The sequence below is a fragment of the Bacillus tequilensis genome, from assembly GCF_012225885.1.
Taxonomy (GTDB): domain Bacteria; phylum Bacillota; class Bacilli; order Bacillales; family Bacillaceae; genus Bacillus; species Bacillus tequilensis.
The window spans coordinates 1,402,494-1,419,307 of record NZ_CP048852.1; the positions used below are offsets into that span (position 1 = coordinate 1,402,494).

16 protein-coding genes are annotated in these 16,814 nt (G+C 44.1%); 15 read left to right on the forward strand and 1 reads right to left on the reverse strand.

The window, feature by feature from the left end; all coding sequences use genetic code 11:
- Positions 1-9: 9 nt before the first annotated feature.
- From G4P54_RS07500 to sipT, 14 genes are all read left to right on the forward strand, one after another.
- Entirely contained in the window at positions 10-1,302 is a 1,293-nt protein-coding gene (locus G4P54_RS07500) for a molybdopterin molybdotransferase MoeA (RefSeq protein WP_167872256.1), read from the forward strand.
- Positions 1,263-1,784 (forward strand): molybdopterin-guanine dinucleotide biosynthesis protein B, encoded by a 522-nt coding sequence (gene mobB, locus G4P54_RS07505; RefSeq protein ID WP_167872257.1) that lies wholly within the window; start codon positions 1,263-1,265, stop codon positions 1,782-1,784. The genes G4P54_RS07500 and mobB overlap by 40 nt, the downstream gene beginning before the upstream one ends.
- Positions 1,784-2,257: a molybdenum cofactor biosynthesis protein MoaE gene (locus tag G4P54_RS07510; RefSeq protein WP_024716229.1), complete on the forward strand. Its 474-nt coding sequence runs from the start codon at positions 1,784-1,786 to the stop codon at positions 2,255-2,257. The genes mobB and G4P54_RS07510 overlap by 1 nt, the downstream gene beginning before the upstream one ends.
- Positions 2,250-2,483, forward strand: a complete 234-nt coding sequence (gene moaD / locus G4P54_RS07515) for a molybdopterin converting factor subunit 1 (RefSeq protein ID WP_167872258.1) — start codon at positions 2,250-2,252, stop codon at positions 2,481-2,483. Before G4P54_RS07510 ends, moaD begins: the two co-directional genes overlap by 8 nt.
- A gap of 222 nt (positions 2,484-2,705) precedes the next feature.
- A complete protein-coding gene (locus tag G4P54_RS07520) occupies positions 2,706-4,463 on the forward strand; it encodes an ABC transporter ATP-binding protein (protein ID WP_167872259.1) in 1,758 nt (585 codons plus the stop codon).
- Positions 4,464-4,473: 10 nt separating this feature from the next.
- The gene (locus tag G4P54_RS07525; protein WP_167872260.1) at positions 4,474-6,288 is read left to right on the forward strand and encodes an ABC transporter ATP-binding protein; all 1,815 of its coding nucleotides are present in this window, start codon (positions 4,474-4,476) and stop codon (positions 6,286-6,288) included.
- A 115-nt stretch (positions 6,289-6,403) separates the two neighbouring features.
- Positions 6,404-7,099, forward strand: coding sequence for a YknW family membrane protein (yknW, locus tag G4P54_RS07530; RefSeq protein ID WP_024716225.1), 696 nt, complete (start codon positions 6,404-6,406; stop codon positions 7,097-7,099).
- A 4-nt stretch (positions 7,100-7,103) separates the two neighbouring features.
- Positions 7,104-8,237, forward strand: a complete 1,134-nt coding sequence (locus G4P54_RS07535; RefSeq protein ID WP_024716224.1) for an efflux RND transporter periplasmic adaptor subunit — start codon at positions 7,104-7,106, stop codon at positions 8,235-8,237.
- Positions 8,238-8,930 carry an ABC transporter ATP-binding protein YknY gene (gene yknY / locus G4P54_RS07540; RefSeq protein WP_167872261.1) on the forward strand — a complete coding sequence of 231 codons (693 nt, stop codon included), beginning with the start codon at positions 8,238-8,240 and terminating at the stop codon, positions 8,928-8,930.
- Positions 8,927-10,120 (forward strand): sporulation-delaying-protein transporter subunit SkiZ, encoded by a 1,194-nt coding sequence (gene skiZ, locus G4P54_RS07545; protein WP_167872262.1) that lies wholly within the window; start codon positions 8,927-8,929, stop codon positions 10,118-10,120. The genes yknY and skiZ overlap by 4 nt, the downstream gene beginning before the upstream one ends.
- A gap of 279 nt (positions 10,121-10,399) precedes the next feature.
- Positions 10,400-11,155, forward strand: a complete 756-nt coding sequence (locus G4P54_RS07550; protein ID WP_167872263.1) for a DeoR/GlpR family DNA-binding transcription regulator — start codon at positions 10,400-10,402, stop codon at positions 11,153-11,155.
- Positions 11,152-12,063 carry a 1-phosphofructokinase gene (gene pfkB / locus G4P54_RS07555; RefSeq protein WP_024716220.1) on the forward strand — a complete coding sequence of 304 codons (912 nt, stop codon included), beginning with the start codon at positions 11,152-11,154 and terminating at the stop codon, positions 12,061-12,063. The genes G4P54_RS07550 and pfkB overlap by 4 nt, the downstream gene beginning before the upstream one ends.
- A 14-nt stretch (positions 12,064-12,077) precedes the next feature.
- Entirely contained in the window at positions 12,078-13,982 is a 1,905-nt protein-coding gene (locus G4P54_RS07560) for a PTS fructose transporter subunit IIABC (protein WP_167872264.1), read from the forward strand.
- A 142-nt stretch (positions 13,983-14,124) separates the two neighbouring features.
- Entirely contained in the window at positions 14,125-14,706 is a 582-nt protein-coding gene (sipT, locus tag G4P54_RS07565) for a signal peptidase I sipT (RefSeq protein WP_024716218.1), read from the forward strand.
- A 35-nt stretch (positions 14,707-14,741) separates the two neighbouring features.
- On the opposite strand, the gene G4P54_RS07570 is transcribed toward sipT, so the two are convergent.
- A complete protein-coding gene (locus G4P54_RS07570; protein WP_167872265.1) occupies positions 14,742-15,011 on the reverse strand; it encodes a hypothetical protein in 270 nt (89 codons plus the stop codon).
- Positions 15,012-15,190: 179 nt separating this feature from the next.
- On the opposite strand from G4P54_RS07570, the gene G4P54_RS07575 reads away from it, so the two are divergent.
- Positions 15,191-16,810 carry an ABC-F family ATP-binding cassette domain-containing protein gene (locus G4P54_RS07575; protein WP_024716216.1) on the forward strand — a complete coding sequence of 540 codons (1,620 nt, stop codon included), beginning with the start codon at positions 15,191-15,193 and terminating at the stop codon, positions 16,808-16,810.
- Positions 16,811-16,814 lie beyond the last annotated feature (4 nt).

Consider the following 16,814-nt stretch of genomic DNA (forward strand, 5'->3'; position numbering starts at 1 on the left):
GGGGTCAGAATGCTGGAGAAAAGAACACCGATACCGGTAGATGAGGCAGTTCGGCGTGTCAGCCATTTTCAAAAACAAGGGGAAATAGAATGGGTAGCGCTTGAAGACAGCCTTCATCGATCTTTAGCTGAAGATGTAACAGCAGATCACAATGTACCTGCGTTTGACCGTTCTCCATACGACGGTTTTGCTGTCAGAGCGTGCGATACGGCTGAAGCTTCACGTGAAAAACCGGTTCGGTTTGAGGTCGTTGACCATATTGGAGCAGGGGCTGTATCTGAAAAAGAACTCGGCCCCTTTCAGGCCGTGAGGATTATGACTGGCGCGCAAATCCCTGAAGGGGCAGATGCCGTCGTGATGATTGAACTGACGCAAACCTTTGAGGAGAATGGGAAGGTGTTTATGTCTTTAAAACGCCGCTTTCAGCCTGGGGATCATATTTCAAAAACAGGTGAAGACGCTCTAAAAGGGAGTGTTTTATTGAGAAAGGGAACCCGAGTGACACCAGGAGTGACTGCGCTTTTGGCTACCTTCGGATACGCTTCCGTACCTGTCGTGAGAAAGCCTGTTGTCGGGATTATTGCAACAGGTACCGAATTACTGAATGTCAGTGATCCGCTGGAACCGGGGAAAATCCGCAACAGCAATGCCAGTATGGTGTATGCGCAAGTGATAGAAGCAGGCGGTTCACCGCTTTATTTAGGGAAAATCTCTGATGATCTGGATAAAAGCTTTGCTGCAGTTAAAGAAGCCATGAAAAAGGTGGATTTCCTGATCACAACTGGCGGTGTATCAGTGGGTGATTTTGACTTTTTGCCTGCGATCTATGAAAAACTCGGAGCGGATGTGCTCTTTAATAAAGTTGCCATGCGTCCGGGCAGTGTGACAACGGTGGCGCATGCAAACGATATGCTGCTGTTTGGCCTCTCAGGCAACCCGTCGGCATGCTATGTCGGCTTTGAACTGTTTGTTAAACCGATGATTCAGACATGGCTGCTCAACGAAAAACCGCATTCAATTTGCGCGGAAGCGGTTTTGACGAAGGATTTTCCGAAGCCGAACCCATTTACTCGATTTGTTCGTGCGCTTGTACATCATCAAGAAGGAAAGCTGTTGGCGACACCCGTCGGATTAGATAAGTCGAGCTCTGTCACATCACTTGCAGAAGCAAATGCATTTATTATCCTGCCGGGCGGCACGCGGGGCTACGAATCAGGCAGAACAGTTCAAGTGCTGCTCATCAGAGAAGAGAATGGAAGTGAATGGCCTTGGTCCGTCCTTTCCCGATCGTCCAGGTTGTAGGATTTCAAAACAGCGGGAAAACAACGTTTATTGAGCGTATTCTTGAAAAAGCCTCTGAACAAGGGGTTCATTTGGGCTGTCTGAAGCATCATGGTCACGGCGGTGAACCGCAAACGTTCACCGAAGGAAAAGACACGGACCGTTATAAGGCTGCGGGTGCTGATGTGACAGCGGTAGAAGGTGCCGGTATGTTACAGCTGACAGCCCGCCGAAATTGGGATTTGCCGCGGCTGATCGAGTTATATCGGTTTCTTGAAACAGACTGCCTTCTGATTGAAGGCTTTAAAAAAGCCCCTTATCCTAAAGTAGTTATCCTGAGTGAAAAGGAAGATCTAGAAGCGCTGCAGGCAGTGAATATAATCGCCATCATCTATAGAAAAAAAGAGCATATGACAGAGCATCACGGATTACCCGTTTTTCATGCGGATGATCCGGCTGCCGTGGATTTTATGATTTCACAGCTGAAGGGAGAATCTGCATAGTGGAACGGTTTGAAATTACGAAAACACCCATTATTACTGAAGACATTATCAAAAAAGTGGAGAAACGGGAAGCAGGGGCCATTACCACATTTATTGGCACGGTTCGGGAATGGACAAAAGGAAAAAGAACGGTTCGGCTTGAATATGAAGCATATGAACCAATGGCCGTACAGATGCTGGCTCAAATCGGCGCTGAAATCGAAGAAAAATGGGAAGGCGCTTCAGCTGCGATCACGCACCGTATAGGTGTGCTGGATATCGGTGAAGCAGCGGTCGTGATCGCTGTGTCTTCTCCCCATCGAAAAGCCGCATATGAAGCCAATGAGTATGCGATCGAACGAATTAAGCAGATTGTGCCCATTTGGAAAAAAGAAATTTGGGAAGACGGTGAGCAATGGATCGGCGACCAGCTTGAAACAACAGCTTATCCGAACGGAAAACCAGATCTTAGTGAGGGAGAGCAGCATGATTAAGATTCTTTTATTTGCAGGGCTTGCCGAACAGGCTGGCACACAATCATTGGAGCTAGATATGGAACAAGCAACGACAGACGAAATAAAAGCGAGTCTAAAAGAACAATACGGCCTCGAATCCATTGATACAGCTATGATTGCCGTTAACGAAAGCTATGTAAAAGAAAATACTTCTGTATTCTCAGGTGACACGGTAGCCATCATTCCGCCAGTCAGCGGAGGATGAAAAACCGGATGGCATTGAGCCATCCGGTTTTTTTTGTGCGATTCGCATATCCCCAAGTAGCCCCAGCATACAATGATTTTTTGTAAGCGTTTATTTTACATAAAGGACTCCCTATAAAGTAAGAGACTTACTCCACAATTGGACTGAATTTCCAAAAAATAATAGAAGTTTATTTCTGGTATCGATATAGTAAAGAAGATAAAAATCAGAAAGGTGCTGGATATGGAGACATTTAAAAGGTTAAAACTGTTTTATTGGCCGTACAGAAAAGTGTTTATGTGGTCGCTGCTGGCCATGCTTTTGATGACTGTCATTACTGTCGTTTACCCGATTATCCTGCAAATTACGATTGATGAGATCGTACTGGGAGGGCAGTATCAGCTTGCCGTATGGGTCAGCTTAGGGTTTGTTGCGGTAATGGGCCTGAAAGGAACCGCGACTTTTTTTCATCAATATTTGGGTGATATGTTCGGGATTAAATCCGTTTATCGGTTGAGAAATGGCTTATATGAAAAACTGCAGCGGCTTTCTTTTTCTTATTATGATAACGCGAAAACAGGAGATTTGATGTCCAGGCTGACAGCTGATGTTGAGGGCCTTCGTTTTTTCTTATCATACGGTCTCGCTGAGCTCATTCGCTTCGGCCTGCTGGTAGCCATCAGCCTATCGGTCATGTTTTACTATTCTGTTCCTCTTACACTTGTGACAATAGCCGTTCTGCCATTTCTCGCTGTTTCGGTATATCAGTTTGACAAAAGAGTCCATCCCGCCTTTAGAGGCATCCGGAAATCATTTGCGAAACTGAATACAAAAGTCCAGGAAAATATCAGCGGCATCAATACGGTTAAATCTCTTTCCAGAGAAGATTTTCAGATCAGCACTTTCAATAGAGCCAACTCAGAGTACAGAGAAAAGTATTTGCAAACATCCTCCATCTGGTCTGCGTATTTCCCTCTAATGGAGTTCATCGGAAATATTTGTATTGTAGCTCTCCTTTCATATGGCGGTTACTTGGTTATGCAAAATCAGCTCAATCCCGGTGAACTTGTCGCTTTTTTCAGCCTCGTCAATTATATGATGTGGCCGATTATGAACTTAGGCTTTGTCATCAATACGTTCTCGCAAGCAAAAGCTTCGGGTGAGCGCCTTTTGGAGATTCTCGAAAAAGAAGAAGAGATCACAGACCATGCTGGTGCTTTGCATAAACAAAAATTAATAGGCAGCGTCCATTTCAAAAATGTTTCTCTTGCATATGGAAAAGAACAAACAAACGCGTTGTGCAATATAAGCTTTGAGGCAAACAGCGGGAAGGTAATCGGACTATTGGGCCCGACAGGTTCAGGCAAAAGCTCAGTGACACAGCTCCTCACAAGATTTTACAGCCCTGTTGGCGGAATGATTACCATTGATCACAAGCCTATCACAGATTATTCGTTAAACACCCTTCGCTCCAATATCGGGGTCGTCCTTCAAGAATCGTTTCTGTTTTCATCTACGATTCGATCAAACATTTCGTACGGGCGGCCGGATGCCTCAATGGAAGACATCATCGAAGCGGCAAAAAGGGCGCAGGCTCATGATTTTATTATGGAGCTGCCTAATGGGTATGACACCATGCTGGGAGAGAGGGGAATGGGGCTTTCCGGCGGACAGAAACAGCGTATCGCCATTGCGAGAGCCATTTGTTTGAACCCGGGCATTTTAATATTGGACGACGCCACAAGCGCAGTAGATATGCAAACAGAGCACAGCATACAGCTTGCTTTAAAAGAAGTCATGAAAAATCGCACAACCTTTATCATCGCTCACCGCATTTCTTCACTGAAACACGCCGATGAAATTCTCGTTTTTGAAAAAGGTCGTATTTGTGAAAGGGGAACCCATCACGAGCTTCTTGAACAGGGCGGCTACTATAAAAAAATTTACGATCTGCAATACCGCGATGTCAAAATGACCAATGAGCCGCATCAGGTCGGATAGGGAGGACCATATGAAACAAGCAAAAAAACAGGGGCTTTTGGAGCGTTTCTATTATTCTTCAGATGAAATCATTGAAAAGCCGTTTAACTGGGCTCAAATGTGGCGGCTGCTGAGCTATGTTAAACCGTATCGGAAAACAATTTTGTCGCTTTCTTTTCTCACCGTATTGATTGGGACTGCCGTAAAGCTTGTGATTCCCATTCTGATCGGCGTTTATGTTCTTGATCAAGCCATTACAGCGAGAAACTCTGAGCTATTGATCCAGCTCGTTTTTATCATTAGCGGGTTATATATTCTCAATTACGCCGCCAACGTGTTCAGAATCAGATGGATGAACCAGCTTGGCCAGCATGTTATTTACGATCTGCGGCAGCATTTATTTACCCATGTGCAGCGCTTATCCCACCGATTTTTTGATCAGCGGTCAGCCGGATCGATTCTGGTCAGGATTATGAATGATATCAATGCTCTTCAGGAGCTCTTTACAAGCGGAGTCATTAATCTATTGACTGACTTGCTGCTTCTGGCAGGCGTGATCATCATTTTATTTACGCTGAGCCCTGAGCTGACGATCGCCATTATGGTGACACTGCCAATAATGTTTTTTATTTCAACAAGTCTCAGAAAAAAAATCCGCCGATCCTGGCAAACGGTACGTCTAAAACAATCGAAGCTCAACTCTCATCTGAACGAAAGCATTCAAGGCATCCGTGTCACACAGGCATTTACGCAGGAAGAAGAAAATATGGCGTATTTTGACGGCGTCAATCAGGAGAACTACCAATCATGGCGAGAAGCAACAAGAAAAAATGCCATGTTCCGTCCGCTGGTAGAAATGACAAATGCGATCGGAACGGCTGTCTTGATTTGGTATGGCGCTGCACTCATCATGAATGAAACCATCACGATTGGCGTCTTTGTTTCTTTTGCTTTCTATCTGGGTATGTTTTGGGAACCCATATCGAGACTTGGCCAGGTCTATAACCAGCTGTTAATGGGGATGGCATCATCAGAACGGATTTTTGAGTTTCTGGACGAACAGCCAAATGTTAAGGAAAAGCCGGATGCCATTCATAAGAAAAAGATAAATGGGGAGATCAGCTTTGAAGAGGTTGAGTTTTCGTATGATGAAAAACGAAAAGCTCTTCACGCTGTTTCCTTCTCTATTCCGGCGGGTTCGACACTTGCGCTTGTCGGGCATACAGGGAGCGGGAAAACGACGATCGCCAATTTAATCAGCCGTTTTTATGATGCCACGGGAGGCATTATTAAAATAGACGGTGTTCCGATTCAGGATCTATCCCTTGCCAGTTTGCGCTCTCAAATCAGCATTGTGCTGCAAGATACGTTTATTTTCTCCGGGACCATCATGGAAAATATACGTTTTGGACGGCCGAATGCTTCAGACGAAGAGGTGATGAAAGCAGCCCAAGCGGTTGGGGCGGATGAGTTTATTACTGGTTTGGCAAAAGGATATAAAACAGAGGTGGAGGAAAGGGGAAGCGTCCTGTCTGCCGGACAGCGCCAGCTCATTTCTTTTGCAAGAGCATTGCTCGCCGATCCAGCTATTATCATCCTTGACGAAGCAACGGCAAGTATCGATACAGAGACCGAGGTCAAAATTCAGCTGGCGTTAAAAACGCTGCTGAAAGGGCGTACAGCAGTGATGATCGCTCACAGATTGTCCACGATCCGTGACGCTGACCGCATCATTGTTCTTGATCACGGCAAGAAAATAGAAGAAGGAAACCATGAGCAGCTGCTCGCTAAAGGAGGCATCTATGCCGGGCTTGTGAAAGCGCAATACACAACAGCGATAGAATAAGACAAAATGCCTTCAGTTATCGATTGAAGGCTTTTGGAAATGTATGAGAAAAACATGAAACTTTTCGATTCCTCTCCCGTATTATCTGTTAGACATTTTTTAAGGAGGTTTTGAAATGGAAACAAATGTAGAAAAAAACAGCGGAACGGCGACGGAAAAACCGTCACTTTTTGGAGTAATCACAAGCCCGTCTGTTCAATTTGAAAGAATAAGAGAACGACCGGCGGTATGGGGGCCGCTTTTCATTGTTGCGGTGATTATCATTGTTGGAGCGGTGCTGCAATCACTCGGTACAGATTATAGTGAGATTTTGAAAAGCACGGATCCCCAAGGGTTAACAGCTGAACAAATGGAAACGGTCGGGACAATAACCAAATTTGGAGCGATGGCAGGTGCCATTTTCGGCGGCATCGCAGCATTATTTATCGCCCCTCTCATTTATTGGCTCTGTGTCAAAATATCAGGCGGGGTTACGACATACAAAAAAATGCTTTCTCTCGGACTGTTTGTCTCGTTGATTAGCAGTTTTGGATTATTGATTAACGGAATTGTTGTTTTTACAACGAATGCAAATCCTCTTTACAGCGTAACGTCACTGGCAGGAATTATCCAGTCTGACGGGGTTCTTGCCAGCGTGTTAAATAACTTTGAGATATTCAGTGTATGGAGCTTTGTATTATTGGCGATCGGACTTCACAAAACAGGCGGCATCTCAAAAAAAGCCGGATGGATTTCAGCAATTGTTCTTTTCGGCATTTTGGTCGCATTTTCATTCTTTTCGGGTTTAATCAATTCTATGGCAGGTGCATAAGCTCATGAAAAAAGTCTGGATCGGAATTGGAATCGCCGCTTTAGTCGCTCTTTTTATCGGAATCAATATTTACCGGTCTGCCGCGCCGACAAGCGGCAGCGCCGGACAGAAGATAGAAACGGGAAGCCTCGAAGAAAAAGACATCTCGTCAACAGTTATGGTTCCCGGCACACTTAAATTTTCAAATGAACAGTATGTCTTTTATGAAGCGGATAAAGGGACATTAGAAGACATTAAAGTGAAGGAAGGCGACAAAGTTAAAAAGGGCACGCCTTTAGTCACCTATACAAATGAGCAGCTGAGCCTTGAAAAAGAACAAAACCAGTTAACGGCTGAATCCAATCAGCTTCAAATTGACCAAACTCAAGAAAAAATTAAAGCGTTAGACAAAAAAGAAAAAGAACTGGCAAAACAGGTGGGGAAGAAAGAAGCAGAAAAACAAATTGAATCTGAACGGACGGAGCTTCAGATGCAGGAAAAAACAGCGGAGATCGAATTAAAACAAACCGAGCTTCAGCGGCAGTCACTTGCCAATCGGGTATCAGATCTTGAAGTGAAAAGCGAAATCGAGGGCACCGTTATTTCTGTCAACCAAGAAGCGGCATCCAAAAAATCAGATATTCAAGAGCCTGTCATACATATCGGAAACCCAAAAGACCTTGTCGTCTCAGGGAAATTGTCTGAGTACGATACACTGAAAGTCAAAAAAGGCCAGAAGGTCACACTCACTTCTGATGTTATCCAGGATAAAACATGGAAAGGCACGGTTTCTGCAGTCGGACTTGTTCCGGATCAGCAAGAAAGCACTGCGGCGCAAGGGACAGAACAAGCAGTGCAATATCCTCTTCAAGTGAAAATAAAAGGGAGTCTTCCAGAGGGAAAACCCGGCTTTAAATTCATCATGAATATTGAAACAGACAAGCGGAAAGCAAATACGCTTCCTTCAAAGGCAGTTAAAAAAGAAGATAATCAATATTATGTATATACAGTAAAAGACGGAAAAGCAAAACGTACTGATGTCAAAATCGGAGAAGTGACTGATGATTTGACAGAAATTAAAGAGGGGATTTCTCAGGATGATCAAGTCATTTTGAATCCTTCTGATCAGGTGACCGATGGAACGGAAGTGAAAGCATAAATGATTCAGCTTTCTAATGTGCGAAAAAGCTATCAGATCGGCAGAGAAACGTTTGATGTTCTCCATTCCATTCAACTGGACATTCAACAAGGAGAATATGTGTCAATTATGGGGCCGTCAGGATCAGGGAAATCGACAATCATGAATATCATCGGCTGTCTTGACCGGCCGACTTCCGGTACGTATAAACTGGACGGCGAAGATATTTCTTCATATAAAGATAAAGAATTGGCCGCAGTCCGTAACCGGTCCATCGGTTTTGTGTTTCAGCAATTTCAGCTTCTTCCGCGGCTGAACGCCAAAAAAAACGTCGAGATTCCGATGATTTATTCCGGTATAGGCAAAAAAGAACGGCTAGAACGGGCGGAAAGAGCGCTGGAAAAAGTCGGGTTAGCCGATCGAATGTTCCACATGCCCAATGAGCTGTCGGGCGGACAGAAGCAGCGGGTGGCGATTGCAAGAGCAATCGTGAATGAACCAAAATTGATTTTAGCTGATGAACCGACTGGCGCCCTGGATACAAAAACCAGCGCGGCGATTATGGAGCAATTTACAGCATTAAATGCCGAGGGAACGACAATCGTTCTTGTTACTCACGAGCCGGAAGTTGCAGACTGCACGAATCGGATCGTCATGGTGCGTGACGGACATATTGTTTCCGCCAGCTCCGAACAAAGGAGTGTGGGAGAATGAGTCTGTTAGAGAACATCAGAATGGCTCTAAGTTCGGTCCTTGCCCACAAAATGCGTTCGATCTTAACGATGCTCGGCATTATCATTGGTGTTGGCTCTGTCATTGTCGTCGTTGCGGTAGGGCAGGGCGGCGAGCAAATGCTGAAGCAGTCGATTAGCGGCCCGGGAAACACTGTTGAGCTGTACTATATGCCGAGCGACGAGGAGCTTGCAAACAATCCGAACGCCTTAGCAGGATCTACTTTTACGGAAAACGATATTAAAAGTTTAAAAGAGATAGAGGGTATCAAACAAGTCGTTGCCTCTACTTCTAAAAGTATGACAGCGCGTTATCATGAGGAAGAAACCGATGTTACAATTAACGGAATAAACGATGGGTACATGAATGTCAATTCTTTAGAAATCGAAAGCGGCAGAACCTTTACCGACAATGATTTTCTCGCGGGGAAAAGAGCCGGAGTCATCTCTCAAAAGATGGCAGAGAAGCTGTTTGATAAAACCTCCCCTCTCGGTGAAGTAGTCTGGATCAACGGCCAGCCTGTTGAAATTATCGGCGTGCTGAAAAAAGAAACAGGCTTGCTTTCTTTCGGTTTAAGTGAAATGTACGTGCCATTTAATATGATGAAATCCTCTTTTGGAACAAATGATTTCAGTAACGTATCATTGCAAGTCGAATCAACAGACGACATCAAACCAGCTGGAAAAGAAGCGGCGCAGCTGGTCAATGATAATCATGGTACAGAGGATTCGTATCAAGTGATGAACATGGAAGAGATTGCTGCCGGAATTGGCAAAGTAACGGCGATTATGACGACGATTATCGGCTCAATTGCTGGCATCTCACTTTTGGTCGGCGGGATCGGTGTCATGAATATTATGCTTGTATCAGTCACAGAACGGACGCGGGAAATCGGAATCCGTAAATCACTCGGTGCAACGAGAGGGCAGATTCTGACTCAGTTTTTAATTGAATCAGTCGTATTGACGCTGATTGGCGGACTGATTGGAATTGGGATCGGATACGGAGGAGCCGCACTAGTTTCTGCCATTGCAGGCTGGCCGTCACTTATATCCTGGCAGGTTGTATGCGGAGGTGTGCTGTTCAGTATGCTCATTGGCGTTATTTTCGGCATGCTTCCTGCAAATAAAGCCGCAAAGCTGAATCCGATTGAAGCGCTGCGTTATGAGTAGCCTCGTGCAACCTGCATGAGGTTTTTTTATGGTTGATGATTTCTACTATGAATATAAAAGATTCTTTTCATTAAAATAAGAAGAAATTGTCGTACAATTGTCCTTGTTTTTGTCGAATTTACAGTTTACAAACCCTATAGACATACGTTAATATGGATAAACGTGAAAGATTTTGATAGTTATTGAATGAATTTGAATGATTTTAGTTGCCTAATTTGAAAATAGCGTTTACAATGAAATTGTACTCAAAATGAATACGTTTTCATTGGGAGGTGAAGCATGCTAACTCCTGAACGGCATCAATTGATTATTGATCAAATAGAAAAGTTTGATGTGGTAAAAATTCAAGAGCTCATAAATCTGACAAATGCTTCTGAATCTACAATTAGAAGAGATTTATCGACACTTGAAGAACGCGGTTTTTTAAAGCGTGTTCATGGGGGAGCGGCCAAGCTTTCCGATATCAGACTTGAACCCGATATGCTTGAAAAATCATCCAAAAACCTTCACGATAAATTGAAAATTGCTGAAAAAGCAGTTTCACTTTTAGAAGAAGGGGATTGCATTTACCTTGATGCAGGCACGACAACTTTGCACATGATTGATTTTATGGATAAAAGCAAAGATATCGTCGTTGTCACAAACGGGGTGATGCATGTCGAAGCATTAATAAGGAAAGAAATTTCTTTTTATCTTCTTGGAGGATACGTAAAGCACAGAACGGGTGCGGTTATTGGAGGCGCTTCACTGATTGCCATGGATCAGTACAGATTCGATAAGAGTTTTCTGGGGACAAACGGTGTCCATACAGAGGCCGGCTTTACAACGCCGGACCCTGATGAGGCCCTTTTAAAACAGAAAGCTGTCAAACAGGCAAAACATGCTTATGTCTTAGCAGACCCTTCAAAATTCGGGGAAATTTCATTTTCGGCATTCGCCGGAATAGGCGACGCAACAATCATTACGACTGACGCTGAAGAGCTTACATTCGATAATTACCAAGAAAAAACTGTCGTAAAGGTAGTGAAACCATGATCTATACTGTAACACTTAATCCATCTGTCGATTATATTGTTCACGTTGAAGATTTTACTGTAGGAGGCCTGAACCGTTCTTCTTACGATACAAAGTATCCAGGAGGCAAAGGCATCAACGTATCGAGACTGCTCAAAAGACACCATGTATCGTCTAAAGCACTCGGATTCGTCGGCGGATTTACCGGAGAATATATCAAAACATTTTTGCAGGAAGAAAATCTGGAAACAGCATTTTCTGAAGTGAAAGAAGATACTCGTATCAATGTAAAACTGAAAACTGGTGATGAAACTGAAATTAACGGGCAGGGACCGACAATTTCGGATGAAGATTTCAAAGCCTTTTTAGAACAGTTCCAATCTTTGCAAGAGGGAGATATCGTTGTCCTTGCAGGAAGCATTCCATCTTCACTGCCTCACGATACTTATGAAAAAATCGCAGAAGCCTGCAAACAGCAGAACGCACGGGTAGTTCTGGATATCTCAGGAGAGGCGCTTTTGAAAGCGACAGAAATGAAACCGTTTTTGATGAAGCCAAACCATCATGAGCTTGGAGAAATGTTCGGCACGACAATTTCATCTGTTGAAGAAGCAGTCCCTTATGGGAAAAAGCTTGTAGAACAAGGTGCTGAACATGTAATCGTATCCATGGCCGGAGACGGGGCGCTTTTGTTTACGAAGGAAGCTGTTTATTTTGCGAATGTGCCAAAGGGTAAATTGGTAAACTCAGTCGGAGCAGGAGATTCCGTTGTGGCAGGTTTCCTTGCCGGCATTTCTAAACAGCTGCCGCTTGAAGATGCATTCCGCTTAGGAGTTACATCAGGAAGCGCTACGGCTTTCTCTGAAGAACTTGGAACAGAAGAATTTGTCCAGCAGCTTCTTCCCGAAGTTAAGGTCACACGTCTATAGAGGGGGAAACAAAAGTGAAAATAACTGAGCTTTTAACGAAGCATACGATAAAGCTTAATATTGAGAGCAAAGAAAAAGAAAATGTTATTGACGAAATGGTCACAGTTCTTGATAAGGCTGGTAAGTTAAATGACCGACAAGCCTACAAAGAAGCCATTTTAAATCGTGAGAGCCAAAGCTCAACGGGTATTGGTGAAGGAATCGCTATTCCGCATGCCAAAACAGCAAGCGTTATCAACCCGGCGATCGCGTTCGGACGCTCAAAAGACGGTGTCGATTATGAATCACTAGACGGCCAGCCGGCTCACTTGGTATTCATGATTGCAGCGACTGAAGGCGCAAACAACACTCACCTTGAAGCATTGTCAAGACTTTCAACACTATTAATGCGTGAAGAAATCCGCAAGCAGCTGCTTGAAGCTGAGTCAGAAGATGCCATCATTGACATTATTAATCAGCATGATAAAGATGATGACGACGAGGAAGAGGAAGAAGAAGCGGCACCAGCTCCTGCTGGAAAAGGAAAAATCCTAGCGGTTACTGCGTGTCCGACAGGTATTGCACACACATTCATGGCCGCGGATGCGCTTAAAGAAAAAGCGAAAGAGCTTGGTGTGGACATTAAGGTTGAAACAAATGGTTCAAGCGGCATCAAGCATAAGCTGACTGCCCAAGAAATCGAAGATGCACCTGCCATCATTGTTGCAGCGGACAAGCAGGTTGAAATGGAACGCTTTAAAGGCAAGCGCGTGCTTCAAGTACCTGTTACTGCAGGGATCAGACGCCCGCAAGAGCTAATCGAAAAAGCGATGAACCAAGATGCCCCGATTTATCAAGGCAGCGGCGGTTCTTCAGCTTCAAGCGATGAAGATGAAGAGAGAGGCAAGTCTGGAAGCGGCATCGGAAATGCATTTTATAAGCATTTGATGAGCGGTGTCAGCAACATGCTGCCGTTTGTAGTCGGCGGCGGTATCCTCGTTGCGATTTCATTTTTCTGGGGAATACATTCTGCTGATCCGAAAGATCCTACTTACAACGCGTTCGCTGCAGCCCTTAAGTTTATCGGCGGTGACAACGCATTAGGATTAATTGTGGCTGTGCTTGCCGGATTCATCGCGATGAGTATTGCAGACCGTCCTGGTTTTGCACCTGGTATGGTCGGCGGATTTATGGCAACTCAAGCAAATGCTGGTTTCTTAGGCGGATTAATTGCCGGATTCCTTGCCGGTTATGTCGTGGTTTTACTGAAAAAGGTATTTACGTTTATCCCTCAGTCACTTGATGGATTAAAACCTGTTCTGATTTACCCGCTGTTCGGTATTTTTATCACTGGCGTATTAATGCAATTTGTCATCAATACACCTGTAGCAGCATTTATGAATTTCTTAACAGATTGGCTTGAAAGCCTAGGTACTGGAAACCTTGTATTAATGGGTATTATCTTAGGCGGTATGATGGCGATCGATATGGGAGGTCCGCTGAATAAAGCAGCCTTTACGTTCGGTATCGCAATGATCGATGCAGGAAACTATGCACCTCATGCGGCTATCATGGCCGGCGGTATGGTTCCTCCGCTTGGTATCGCACTTGCAACAACATTTTTCCGAAACAAATTCACTCAGCGTGACCGTGAAGCTGGTATTACATGCTACTTCATGGGTGCTGCTTTCGTAACAGAGGGAGCGATCCCGTTTGCTGCGGCAGATCCGCTTCGCGTCATTCCAGCTGCTGTCGTTGGTGCAGCGGTTGCCGGCGGATTGACTGAATTCTTCCGTGTAACGCTTCCGGCACCTCACGGAGGAGTGTTCGTAGCCTTCATCACAAACCATCCGCTGCTTTACCTATTAAGTATCGTGATCGGTGCTGTCGTGATGGCAATTATCCTCGGTATCGTAAAAAAACCTGTTACAGAGAAATAAGAAAAAAGCGTCCTTGATTCGAAAGGACGCTTTTTCTTTATTGTGCTGGGGGAGCGCGGTTAAGTTATGTATTTTATTATCTTTTATGATAAAGTAAAAGAAGAGAAACAACTGACATAGCAATCGTCTAGGAGGAAACACTTTGACCGAGGAAAAAAACGCGAATACTGAAAAAAAGGCGAAGAAAAAAACCAACACGTACTTGGAATGGGGAAAAGCGATTGTCATCGCTGTTCTGCTGGCTCTCTTGATCCGTCACTTTTTGTTTGAACCTTATTTAGTTGAAGGGTCATCTATGTATCCCACATTACATGACGGAGAAAGGCTGTTTGTGAATAAAACCGTCAACTATATCGGCGAGATTAAGCGCGGAGATATTGTGATTATCAACGGTGAGACGTCGAAAATCCATTATGTAAAAAGATTGATCGGAAAGCCTGGAGAAACCGTTCAAATGAAGGATGACACGCTTTATATAAACGGAAAAAAAGTAGCCGAGCCTTACTTGTCTAAAAACAAAAAGGAAGCGGAAAAGCTGGGTGTCAGTCTGACAGGCGATTTTGGACCGGTTAAGGTTCCGAAAGGCAAATATTTTGTCATGGGAGATAACCGTTTAAATTCTATGGACAGCCGAAACGGTCTGGGGCTGATTGCGGAAAACCGGATTGTCGGCACATCGAAGTTTGTCTTTTTCCCATTTAACGAAATGCGTCGAACAAAATAAAAACGCCTTGCTGGCCTTTGGTGCAGCAGGCGTTTTTATTTTGAAAAAGAAGCGACCAGTGCTATGCATAACACCGTGATGAACACTGAACCGATAATGGCCAGCACACTGAAGAAAAGGTGCACCTGTTTGTTTTCTTTTCCGCGCTTTTCTAAAATCCGTTTAGAAAAAATGTGCGAAAATATGTAAATAAGGGCTATGCCAATATACAAGCCGATATCCTTGGCGGTAAAGCCTGTTACGGCGAGGTAAAAGCCTGTAAAAAAGATCAATAAGCAATATTCAGTAAGTGTGAAAAGCCTCAACGTGTTCCTCCATGAGAGTGTGTAATTTCCCAGCCGGATGCATCCTCTCTCTTCCATTGTAACATAGCTGCCGGTTCTAGTGTATAAGTGGTTTCTCTCCGTTTTATCAGGGAATCATTTCTCTTGCCCTGTATTCATGGTATACTTTTATTGATGATAGACATGATGGAGGATAATAAATGATTGCTGTAAATAATGTAAGCTTGCGGTTTGCGGATCGTAAGTTATTTGAAGATGTCAATATTAAATTTACCCCAGGCAACTGTTATGGGTTAATTGGTGCAAATGGTGCCGGTAAATCAACATTTCTGAAAGTGCTGTCAGGTGAAATCGAGCCTCAAACAGGCGACGTTCATATGAGTCCTGGCGAGCGTCTTGCTATCTTAAAGCAGAACCATTTTGAGTACGAAGAGTATGAAGTGCTGAAAGTGGTAATGATGGGCCACAAACGCCTGTATGAAGTCATGCAGGAGAAAGACGCCATTTACATGAAGCCTGATTTCTCTGATGAGGATGGCATTCGTGCTGCTGAGCTCGAAGGTGAATTTGCAGAGCTGAACGGTTGGGAAGCGGAAAGTGAAGCTGCAATCCTTTTGAAAGGGCTTGGTATTTCAGAAGATCTTCATACGAAGAAAATGGAAGACCTTGGCGGTTCAGAGAAAGTAAAAGTGCTATTGGCACAGGCGTTATTCGGCAAGCCGGATGTACTGCTGCTTGATGAGCCGACGAACCACTTGGACCTTCAGGCGATTCAGTGGCTGGAAGAGTTTCTGATTAACTTCGAAAACACTGTTATTGTCGTATCCCATGACCGTCACTTCTTAAATAAAGTCTGTACACACATTGCTGATCTTGATTTTAACAAAATCCAAATCTATGTCGGAAACTATGATTTCTGGTACGAATCAAGTCAGCTGGCGTTAAAGCTTTCTCAAGAAGCCAACAAGAAAAAAGAAGAGCAAATCAAACAGCTTCAAGAGTTTGTTGCAAGGTTCAGCGCCAATGCGTCTAAATCTAAGCAGGCTACATCTAGAAAGAAACTTCTCGATAAAATTTCGCTGGATGATATTAAACCGTCTTCCCGCCGCTATCCTTACGTTAACTTTACGCCGGAACGGGAAATCGGAAATGATGTTCTTCGAGTGGAAGGCTTATCGAAAACAATTGATGGCGTAAAGGTGCTTGACAATGTCAGCTTTATTATGAATAGAGAAGATAAAATTGCTTTTACTGGCCGCAACGAACTTGCTGTTACGACGCTGTTTAAAATCATTTCCGGAGAAATGGAAGCCGACAGCGGAACGTTTAAATGGGGCGTCACAACATCTCAAGCGTTTTTTCCAAAAGACAACAGTGAATATTTCGAAGGCAGTGATCTGAATCTTGTAGACTGGCTTCGCCAATACTCTCCTCATGACCAAAGTGAAAGCTTCTTACGCGGCTTCTTAGGACGGATGCTGTTCTCCGGAGAAGAAGTCCATAAAAAAGCGAATGTACTTTCCGGGGGAGAAAAGGTTCGCTGTATGCTGTCGAAAGCAATGCTTTCCGGCGCCAATATTTTAATTTTGGATGAACCGACCAACCATTTAGACTTAGAATCCATTACAGCACTTAATAACGGCTTAATCAGCTTTAAAGGCGCTATGCTGTTCACATCCCATGACCATCAGTTTGTACAGACCATTGCCAACAGAATTATAGAAATTACACCTAACGGCATCGTCGATAAGCAAATGAGCTACGATGAGTTCCTTGAAAATGCTGATGTGCAGAAAAAATTGACTGAACTATACGCGTAATAAA